General features: G+C 70.9%; 11 protein-coding genes. 6 read left to right on the top strand and 5 right to left on the bottom strand.

The window, feature by feature from the left end:
- Positions 1–172: 172 nt before the first annotated feature.
- Positions 173–1,192 carry an ABC transporter ATP-binding protein gene (locus tag FL311_RS37140; RefSeq protein ID WP_141332418.1) on the top strand — a complete coding sequence of 340 codons (1,020 nt, stop codon included), beginning with the start codon at positions 173–175 and terminating at the stop codon, positions 1,190–1,192.
- Here the strand turns inward: FL311_RS37140 and FL311_RS37145 are convergent.
- Positions 1,186–1,707, bottom strand: a complete 522-nt coding sequence (locus FL311_RS37145; protein WP_141332419.1) for an aminoacyl-tRNA deacylase — start codon at positions 1,705–1,707, stop codon at positions 1,186–1,188. The genes FL311_RS37140 and FL311_RS37145 overlap by 7 nt on opposite strands.
- Before the next feature lie 113 nt (positions 1,708–1,820).
- The gene (locus tag FL311_RS37150; protein WP_141332420.1) at positions 1,821–2,018 is read right to left on the bottom strand and encodes a hypothetical protein; all 198 of its coding nucleotides are present in this window, start codon (positions 2,016–2,018) and stop codon (positions 1,821–1,823) included.
- Between the two features lie 363 nt (positions 2,019–2,381).
- Between FL311_RS37150 and FL311_RS37155 the strand changes: the two genes are divergently transcribed.
- The 4 genes from FL311_RS37155 (at position 2,382) to FL311_RS37170 (ending at position 6,093) form a co-directional block, all read left to right on the top strand.
- Positions 2,382–2,708, top strand: coding sequence for a DUF2171 domain-containing protein (locus FL311_RS37155; protein ID WP_141332421.1), 327 nt, complete (start codon positions 2,382–2,384; stop codon positions 2,706–2,708).
- Positions 2,709–2,855: 147 nt separating this feature from the next.
- A complete protein-coding gene (locus tag FL311_RS37160) occupies positions 2,856–4,106 on the top strand; it encodes a kelch repeat-containing protein (RefSeq protein WP_141332422.1) in 1,251 nt (416 codons plus the stop codon).
- 84 nt (positions 4,107–4,190) lie between these two features.
- A complete protein-coding gene (locus FL311_RS37165; RefSeq protein WP_141332423.1) occupies positions 4,191–4,574 on the top strand; it encodes a hypothetical protein in 384 nt (127 codons plus the stop codon).
- A gap of 115 nt (positions 4,575–4,689) precedes the next feature.
- A complete protein-coding gene (locus FL311_RS37170; RefSeq protein ID WP_141332424.1) occupies positions 4,690–6,093 on the top strand; it encodes a M24 family metallopeptidase in 1,404 nt (467 codons plus the stop codon).
- Between the two features lie 60 nt (positions 6,094–6,153).
- On the opposite strand, the gene FL311_RS37175 is transcribed toward FL311_RS37170, so the two are convergent.
- Positions 6,154–7,338 (bottom strand): cytochrome-c peroxidase, encoded by a 1,185-nt coding sequence (locus FL311_RS37175; protein ID WP_228557334.1) that lies wholly within the window; start codon positions 7,336–7,338, stop codon positions 6,154–6,156.
- Between the two features lie 177 nt (positions 7,339–7,515).
- A complete protein-coding gene (locus FL311_RS37180; RefSeq protein WP_141332425.1) occupies positions 7,516–7,929 on the bottom strand; it encodes a hypothetical protein in 414 nt (137 codons plus the stop codon).
- 413 nt (positions 7,930–8,342) lie between these two features.
- Here FL311_RS37180 and FL311_RS37185 point away from each other — a divergent pair, with 413 nt between their 5' ends.
- Positions 8,343–8,798, top strand: a complete 456-nt coding sequence (locus tag FL311_RS37185) for a DUF2267 domain-containing protein (protein WP_141332426.1) — start codon at positions 8,343–8,345, stop codon at positions 8,796–8,798.
- Between the two features lie 79 nt (positions 8,799–8,877).
- Here FL311_RS37185 and FL311_RS37190 read toward each other — a convergent pair whose 3' ends face one another.
- Positions 8,878–9,570 carry a hypothetical protein gene (locus FL311_RS37190; RefSeq protein WP_141332427.1) on the bottom strand — a complete coding sequence of 231 codons (693 nt, stop codon included), beginning with the start codon at positions 9,568–9,570 and terminating at the stop codon, positions 8,878–8,880.
- Positions 9,571–9,672: the final 102 nt, after the last annotated feature.

Consider the following 9,672-nt stretch of genomic DNA (forward strand, 5'->3'; position numbering starts at 1 on the left):
GTGGGATGGGGTGGGCGGGTGGAGGCCGGCTGTCAGCAGGTGCACGGCGCCATGACATCGCGCTTGCCGTGCGGGGTGTCGTGGAGATGCTCCGGGGTCATGCACCCTCGGACGACAGCTTCGACTTGGACGACATGGGCCCGGGCTTCGGGCCTCGGGGAGGCCTAGCCGCGTGGCGACTGTGTCCCTGGAGGAGGTGCGCAAGGTGTACCGGGGCGGCGTGGCCGCCGTGAAGGGTGTGACGCTCCACATCGCAGACGGCGAGTTCGTGTCACTCGTCGGCCCGTCCGGCTGTGGCAAGTCCACCACCCTCAACCTCATCGCCGGGCTGGAGGAGTTGTCCTCCGGAACGCTGCGCATCGATGGCCATGTCGTGAACGGCATGTCCCCCAAGGAGCGGGACATCGCCATGGTCTTCCAGAGCTACGCCCTCTATCCCCACCTGGATGTGGCTCGGAACCTCGCCTTCCCGTTGGAGGTCGCTGGCCTTCCTCGCTCGGACATCGATGCTCGCGTGCGCGAGGTCGCCGCGGTGCTCGGTCTGGAGGCCCTGCTCTCGCGTCGCCCGAAGGAGCTGTCCGGTGGACAGCGCCAACGCGTGGCCCTGGGCCGCGCCCTCGTGCGCCGCCCCAAGGTCTTCCTGTTCGACGAGCCCCTCTCCAACCTCGACGCCGCCCTGCGCACGCAGATGCGCGGCGAAATCAAGAAGCTGCACGAGCGACTCCAGGCCACCTTCATCTACGTCACCCATGACCAGGCAGAGGCCATGACGCTCTCCGACCGCGTCGTCGTCATGAACCAGGGCGAGGTGCAGCAGGTGGCTCCACCGCGCGAGCTGTATGACGCCCCCGCGAACCTCTTCGTCGCGGGCTTCTTCGGCTCGCCGCGCATCAACCAGCTCAAGCCCCGGACCCTGGGACTCGCCGGAGAGGACGTGGTGCTGGGCCTGCGCCCGGAACACCTGGAGGTGATGGCGTCCCCATCGACGGACAGCGCGCTGACGGGCCGCGTGTACCTGGTGGAACCCATGGGCGCCGAGAGCTGGGTGACCGTGGACGTGGGCGGTGAGCACCTGGTGGCCCGTGCACCCGGTGACTTCCGCGCGGCGTCAGGCGCGGAGGTCGCGCTGCGCTTCGATGCGTCCAGGCTGCGCCGCTTCGATGCGCGCACGGGCCGCGCGCTCGCTCAGTAGTCGGGCTGGAGCGCCTCGCTGTCGAATGGGAGCCTGCGTGCCGCTCCCGGGCGGTCATGGACGATGGCGCCGAGGTACGGCGCCTCCACGCCCACGAAGTCCGCGAAGCGCAGCTCCAGCGCTTCATCGTGCGAGCCCGCGCGGAACAGCAACGTCTCCGCCTCGCCCAGGTGCCCGTCCACCACCACCGGCAACCCATACCGCCTGCCGAACGGTGGCTCCGCGCCCACCTCGCAGTCGGGGAAGAGGTGGGCGAACTCCGACTCGTCCGCGAGCCGCAAGCCCTTCGCGCCCGTCACCTCCGCGACGCGGTCCACGTCCACCGTGTCCGGCGCTCCCACGACACAAATCCAGAACGAGTCCTCCGAGCGGAGGATGACCGACTTGGCCACCCGGAAGCCGCTGACGTGCAGCGACTCCGCGAGCGCCTGCGCGGTGATGGCTCGCAGGTGCGGTCTCCGCTCGAAGGGAATCTGGTGACGCTCCAGGTACTGGAGGATGTTCTGCGGAATCATGGCGCGGCCTCCCTCGGTCCTTCCCAAGGAAGGTGCGCCCCTCCGCGCACGAGGACCAATCGCTGTCACTCGCGCGCATGGCCCGCGAGCCGCCGCCCTGGCGCTCCGCTCGCTCAGGCGTAGACGGGATTGCCCTCCAACGACATCTCCAACCGACGGTTCAACTGCTCCAGCCGGTCATGCCGCTCGCGCAGCATGTCGCGGTAGGCCCGCTGGTCCGTCCGGGAAATCTCGTCGAGCAGCTCACGCAACGCCGTGTCCAATGCCTGCTTCAGCTCGCGTCCCTCTACCGCGGAGAGCTCCAGTAACATGCCGTACCTCCCGTGACGGAAAGTAGGCACCTGCGCTTCATGCGGGCAGGGCCCGCCCGCCCGCCGCGGACCACGGCGACCTCTCGGCCGCTGTCCTTCCTCCCGACATGCCCCCGGGCAGGGCAGACCGCGGGGAGGGGCTCCTGCGCTCCTGGCCGCCCCTTGAAATGTCCGAGGGGCGCGCTCGCCCTTCCGTGCTCGAAGCAGCCCGAGGCCCTGGGCTGACGTGGGGCGCCTCGCCGCTCCTCGGTCCGTGAGCCCTGGCGCGAGCGCCTCCTCGCCTGCTCCCTCGGACTGTCATCGGCCACCCGGTGCCCGCAGGTTCTCCCTGACGAGGGCACGGTGTGGCCGCGAGGAGGTCCGATGATTCAGTCCGGCGAAGTGCGTGAGGGAATGACGGTGAGGACCGCGGATGGGCGCAAGCTGGGGCGCGTCGCCGCGGTCGGTGACATCCACTTCGAGCTCGAGCAGGGCCTGGTGCCCGTGCCTCGCCGCGACTACCTCGTGGAGTTCCGCGACGTGGACTACGTCAGCGCCGACGACGTATACCTCGCCAACGCGGACCATCCGCTGTTGAAGCTCGAGGTGGATGACGACGGCGGCGCGCTCCCACCCCGAAGCTCCCGCGGCATGGACGCCGAGCCGGTGAACACGCCAGCCCTCGGGGACGACGACTCCGTGCGCCACTGAGCGGCTCGCGGAACCTCCTCCGCGAGAGGCTGACGCCCGACCCTTCAGGCGGGTCAAGCGTCCGGAATCACTCAGGTTGGACATCCCTGGAATGTCAGACCGTCAGGCTACACGGGCTCTCTTCGACCTGCGAGGCGAGTGGGCTCCATGCGACGTGTTCCGACATCCTTCCTGGGCGTGGCGCTGTGCGCGCTGGTGTTCTCGTGCGGCGCCGCTCCGCGTCCGGAGGAGGGCACTCGGGACGCCGTCGCCGTGCCGCTGCGTCTGCTGACGCCGCGCAAGCTGTTGCCGTTCGTCACGCTGGCGGATGGCCGCGTGCTGGCCGCGGGTGGGCATGATGGTCAGCGCACGCTCGCGAGCTGCGAGGTGTTCGAGCCGGAGACGGGGCTTTGGCGCGCGACGGGCGCGCTGAACAGGTCGCGTCGCAACCACGCGGCGGTGCGCCTGTTGGATGGTCGGGTGCTGGTGGTGGGCGGTGCCCAGGTCGCCGCGCCGAGCGCGCTGGCGGACGCGGAGGTGTACGCGCCGACCACGGGACAGTGGACGGTGGTGGCGCCGATGTCCGAGCCGCGCAATGACCCGGCCGTGGTGCTGCTGCCGGATGGCCGCGTGCTGGTCGCGGGCGGCACGGACGCGGACCGTCGGCCGCTGCGCTCGGCGGAGTTGTTCCAGCCGGAGACGGGCACGTGGGTGCCCGCGACGCCCCCGGGCTTCGTGCGAGGAGGCGCGGGGACGGCGGTGGTGCTCGGGCAGGGCAAGGTGCTCTTCGCGAGCGGGCTCCAGGCGGAGCTCTACGACGTGGCCACGGGGCGCTGGGAGAAGGCGGGACTGACGGGGGGCGCGGCGGGGACTCATCGCGTGGGCCACTCCGTGACGGCGCTGCCGGATGGACGGGTGCTCGTGGTCGGCGGCGCCACGGCGCGCGCCTCGAGCACGGCGGAGCTGTATGACCCGATGACGGGCCTGTGGACGCTGGTGGCCGCGCCGTCCGTGCCTCGCGAGCACCACGCCGCGGTGGTGACGAAGGAGGGGATGGTGCTGGTGCTCGGCGGCGAGCACTTCACCACGGGCGCGCTCACGTCCGTGGAGCGCTTCAACCCGATGACGGGCCAGTGGTTCTCGGCGCCGGCGCTCGATGAGCCTCGGAGGTTCTCGCACGCGCTGCTGCTGTCGGATGGCGCGGTGTTGCTCGTGGGGGGCGCGAACGAGATGGCGGGCATGCTCGGCTCGGGCGAGCGGTATCTGCCCGGGGGCTGCGTGCCCGTGACGTGTGAGGCTCGAGTGGGCGCGTGTGGCGCGGTGCCGGATGGCTGCGGCGGGGAGTTGCAGTGCGCGCCTTGCTTCGTGGACCGCTGTGACGCGCCTCCGTGTCACGCGGAGGGCCTCACGCGACGGTGACGGACGGTGGCACGGACGTGTCCCGCGTGCTCCCGTGTCGAGCGCAGGTGACAGCCGTGGACGATTCCGGCTGGAATGCGCCGCATGCGCGGGTGGCTCGTCGGAATCGTCGTGGGACTGGGACTGCTCGGCTGCGGTGGTGACGGCGTCCCCACGCTCACCTACGACGAGTGGGCCGAACGTTCGGCCACCGCGCAGTGCTCCCACGCGCGCACCTGCGCGGGCTCCACGCTGGAGCAGGAGCCCTGTGTCGCCCAGGTCCGCGACAGCTACCTGCAAGTGGAGCCCACGCTGGAGGGCGCCGAGGGCGCCAGGTCCGGCTGCGTCCAGTGCATGCGCATCCGCACCGAGGAGCTCACCGCCGCGCTCGACAGCGACTGTCAGCGCCCGCCCGACACCGCGCGCATCGACGCGGCCTGTGGCGCCGAGCGTCAAGCCTGCCTCGGTGCGCCAGCGCTCGCACCCTGAGCCGTGCCCACGTGCGACTGCGTGAGCACTCCCGCACGGAAAGCCTCGCAACCCACGAAGCCCCGGACGCGCCGACGCGAGACGGCCCCGGCCCTGCGTGCCACACTGCGCGCCCATGCGAACCCGCCTCCGCCTCCTCGCACCGCTCATGCTCTCCACCGCATGCGCCTCCGTCTCCTCGCAGTCCCCGGATGCCCCCGCCGCGACGGTGAAGCCCTCCACGCCCGAGCGCCCCTTCGGCACGCTGCGCGAGCAGGCCGAGCGGCAACAGGCCTGGCTGCGCGAGCGCATGGACACGGCCCTGCCCCAGCTCATGCGCAAGTACGGCGTCGAGCTGTGGGTCGTCCCCATGCGCGAGTACAACGAGGACCCCGTCTTCAAGGCGCTCGTGTCCCCCACGACGTTCGCCGCCCGTCGCCGCACCATCTACGTGTTCCATGACCGCGGTCCCGAGAAGGGCGTGGAGCGCCTGGCGCTCGGCGGTGGCCCCCAGGGCGGTGTCTACGTGCCGCGCCGCGCGCAGCAGCAGGTCAGCCACGGCGGCCAGGGCCTGCGCCAGGCGGAGCTGTGGGGCCCCGACCAGTGGCTCGTCCTCAAGCAGGTGCTCGAGGAGCGGCAGCCCAAGAGCATCGCGCTCGACATCTCGCGCACCTTCGCCTTCGCGGACGGCCTCTCCCATGGCGAGTACGAGGGCATGGCCGAGGCGCTCGGCCCCGACTGGGTCCAGCGCTTCAAGCCCGCCGGCGGCCTGCCCGTGGACCTGCTCGCCTGGCGCATCCCCGATGAGGCGCGCTTCTACGAGGACCAGACGAAGCTCGCCTGGAACATCATCGAGACCGCCTTCTCCAACCAGGTCATCACCCCCGGCACCACCCGCGTGAAGGACGTGGAGTGGTGGATGCGCCAGCGCCTGGCCGACCTGGGCCTGGAGACCTGGTTCCAGCCCTCCGTCGACGTGCAGCGCCAGGGCGTCACCGACGAGCAGCTGGGTGACGACCCCGTCATCCAGCGCGGCGACGTGCTCCACTGCGACTACGGCGTCACCGCCCTGCGCCTCAACACCGACACCCAGCACATGGGCTACGTGCTGCGCGAGGGCGAGACGGACGTGCCCCAGGGCCTCAAGGCCGCGCTCAAGACGTCCAACCGCCTGCAGGACATCGTCTTCGAGGAGCTGGTCCCCGGCCGCACCGGCAACGAGGTCCTCCAGCGCGCCCGGCAGCGCATGACGAGCGAGGGCATCGACGGCACCATCTACTCGCACCCCATCGGTCTGCACGGCCACGGCGCCGGCGCGATGGTGGGCCTGTGGGACCGTCAGGAGGGCGTGCCCGGCAACGGTGACCACAAGGTCATGCCGAACATGTGGTACTCCATCGAGCTGCAGGCCACGAGCGCCGTCCCCGAGTGGAACGGCCAGCGCGTGCGCTCCGCCCAGGAAGAGGACATCACCATCGACGCCGAGGGCCGCGTGCACTGGGCCTGGAAGCGTCAGACGGACTTCCACCTGGTGCGCTGAAGGCCCGCGTCACCGGGGCGGGCTCTCGTGCGAACCGCGCGCGCGAGGGCCCTGGCTTCTTCAGCGCGGCGTGCCGGTCAGCGACTTGAGCAGCTCCACCAGCGCGCGCTTCTCCGCGTCCGTCAGGTCCAGCGCGACGATGGACACCGTGCGCTTGCCCGTGAAGGTGCCGTCCGGGTCGCCGCCCTCGTTGTAGAAGTCGACGACCTCCTCCAGCGTGGCCTGCGCGCCGGTGTGCATGTACGGCGCCGTCAACGCCACGTTGCGCAGCGACGGCGTGCGGAACGCGCCCTCCAGCTCCTCCTGCTTCGCCTGCGTGCGCAGCGTGGCGAGCCGCCGCGCGTCCGCGCCGCTGCGGTCATCGCTGTAGCGCCCCGCCGCGTTGAACTCCCAGTCCAGCAGCGACTGCAGCACCGCCCACTGTCCCCCCGCGCCCGGCCCCTTGTCCTGAAGGCCCACGTTGTGGAACAGCTCGTCCGTCAGCGACGGGCCCTTGTGGCACACGATGCACTGGCCCTTGCGCACGAAGGTCTTCAGGCCCAGGTACGCCGGGTCGCTCTCCGCGGTGCCCGCGTCCACCGCCGCCAGGAAGCGCCGCACGTCCACGTCGAAGGGCGCCTCCACCCGCATCAGGTCCCGCTCGTACGCCGCCAGCACCTTGCCCACGTTGGCCAGCAGCTCCGGGCCGGGCTCCGCGCCCGGGTCCGCGCCGAACAGCTCCACGTAGCGCGAGCGGTACGAGTCCTGGGCCTGCAGCCGGGCGCGTACCACCTCCGCGTCCGAGTCCATCTCCACCGGGTTCGTCAGTGGGAGAATCGCCTGCGACCAGAGCGAGTCCGCCCGGCCGTCCCACATGAACCAGCGGTTGTGCCGCACGTTCAGCACGGTGGGCGGGTTTCTCTCCGTGCGCTGGCCGCCGCAGCCCTCCGCCGTCGGCGTCTCCACCGTGCGGCCCTCGCCGGTGTGGCAGCTCTCACACGACACCGAGCCGCAGCGCGACAGCCCCGGGTCCCGGAACAGCTCGTTGCCCAGCGTGCGCGCCGCCTCCAGCCCGTCCACGCGGTTGGTGGCGTCCAGGCGCGGGTGGCTCGACAGCGAGTGCAGGCTGCGCAGCTGGTCCAGCTCGTCCAGCGTGGGGAAGGGTTCCTCGGACTCACACGCCAGCCCCATCCCACCCAGACTCAGGGCGAGCAGGGCGGTGCGCCAGCTTCTTGAAATCATCACCGGGTCGTCCTTCTTCACCATCCGTCGCGGCCCGGCCTACTCCGGTACCTCGCGCCGCTCCACGGGCGGTCTCCCAGAAGCTTCGCGCCCCTCGGTGCGCGAATCAATCCGGAATTCCTGGACGACCTGGAGCCTACCTGCCCGCTCCGCTCCCGACACCGGGGCGGAGAGGGCAGGGAACGGCGAACGACGGTGACTTCAGGAGCCGCAGCTCACGGTGAAGTCGCGCGTGCCGGTGGCGTAGTTGCTCAGCTTCAGCGTGGACGGCTCCGGGGAGATGCTGGGCGCGGAGCCGTTGTCGCACTTCAGGCCCGACTCGGCCACCGCGCTGATCTGCAGCTCCGTGTTGCTGGGGATGCCGGACACCGTGAAGGAGCAGCGGTTGCCGCGGCTGGACTTCACCATGCCGTGACCCAGGCCGTCGGTGGGCGTGCTCGCGTGAGCGACCACCACGCGCAGCTGGTCACACGGGTTGCCCGCCTGGGCCAGCCCGGTCTCCGGCAGCTTGATGACCCCGGCGACGTTGGCGTTGCCCTCGCGGCTCCCGCCGCCTCCCGTGGTGGCACAACCAGTGGCGGCGAGCATCAAGGCGGCAACGGCGATGCGATACATTTTTTCCTCAATTCATGGGGGAAGGAGAAGGCGGCTCGGTCGCCGCACAGACGACCTACGTCGCGCGCCCATTACAATTGCGACGACATTTCATTCCATCCATTTCGCTCGCACGCGAGGTGCCGGGTTTTCTCCAAATCGCACGGAAGTCCGTGCGCTTTCGAACGCCCCGTCGACGGGCGGTGCGACCCGGCGTGCGGTTCGATGAGTCTTCTTCATCGCTCGAATCAAAGACAGACATGGTGCCCGTCCCTGGGATGGTTGGACGTCCCAGGAGCGGACAGGATTCCCATGATTGGGAATGCACGAACGCTCGTGCCCCGCGCGGAGCGTGCGGCCGGGACGCAGTCCCTTTGTCTGCTGCCGGACAGCGCTCGCGCCCCCACGGTGAAGGCGCGAGAGAGGAGACGCGCATGTCGATGCAGAAGCAGGAGACGACGCAGTCGTGGTCGGGGCTGGGGGTGGGGACGGACCGGAAGTCCTTCCTGGCGGCGGTGTCCGCGCAGCTTCCGGACTTCGAGGCCGAGCGCGCGGCGGAGGCGGTGCTCTGCGGCCTGTCGGAGCTCTTGTCCGACGGGCTGATGCGGCAGCTGCGCGAGCAGCTCCCGGAGGACGTGCGGGGAATGCTGGATGCGTGCCCGCATCATGCGCGGGAGGGCGGCAAGGTGGACCGGGACGACTTCTACCTGCAGGTGGCCAACCACCTGAACGCCGAGCCGGAGAACGTGCGGCTGGTGCTGCACGGCGTCTTCGCGGCGCTGCGGGCCCAGCTCACCGAGCAGGAGGCGGGCAAGGTCGAGGGCCAGCTCCCCCGGTGGCTCCAGGGCACCTGGGCCGCGGCGAAGCTGGGCATCGACCGGCCCGCGTGAGCGAGGGCTGACGGCGCGGGGCTCGGGCTCCACCCGAGGCGTCCGGAACCTCGCGGCCCGGACGCCTCGCGCTCATCCCCTAATAGGTGCCGCCAATCTGCAGCGTCCCCATGTAGCGGCCGTCCAGGGCGTTGGGCGTCGCGGAGGTGGGGGCGAAGCCCTGGTCGAAGAGGAAGTTGTAGCTGACGCGCGCGTCGGCGGTGATGAGCTTGTTGACCTGGTAGCGCAGGCCCAGGCCCGCGGGCACGTAGCCGCTGGTGTCGTCCTCGAAGCCGAAGAGGCGGCCCTGCGCGTCGTGGCGGATGTTGTAGTCGTCGATGCCCAGGCCCGTCACCGCGTAGGGCTGCAGCCGGGTTTCGGTGAAGTTGCCGACGACGAGCGCCTGGCCTCCGCTGCGCACCACGTCCGGGCCGCTGCCCAGGCTGCCGCCGCGGCCGTTGCCGTCGATGTCCACGTCATTGACGCTGCCGTTGAAGCCGAGCTCCACCGCCATGAAGGGGATGGGCCGGTAGCCCACCGCGGCCCCGTAGGCGAACCCCGCCTCCATGCGGGGCGCCAGCTGCCCGGTGTAGCCCTCCGCGCCGCCGCCCAGCTGCGCGTACAGCCCGGTGTCGGCGCGCCGGGACTCCTTCTGCCGGCGCGGCTCGTCCTCCCGCGAAGGCTCCACATAGCCCTGGGCCCGCTCCGCGCTGGGGCGGAAGTCCTCCTGGGCCGCCACGGCGCATCCCCACAGCGCCCCCACACATCCCGCGATACGCACGAAGGTCTTCATGTCGGACTCCTTTCCAAGCGTCCGGAAGGCAACGTGACGTCCCCATTCCTCCCCGGCATGGTCCCGTGGGGAGGCGCGGGCGGAGGGCGGGCGCGTCGGCCG

The sequence above is a fragment of the Myxococcus sp. AB025B genome (assembly GCF_006518215.1).
Lineage (GTDB): Bacteria > Myxococcota > Myxococcia > Myxococcales > Myxococcaceae > Myxococcus > Myxococcus fulvus.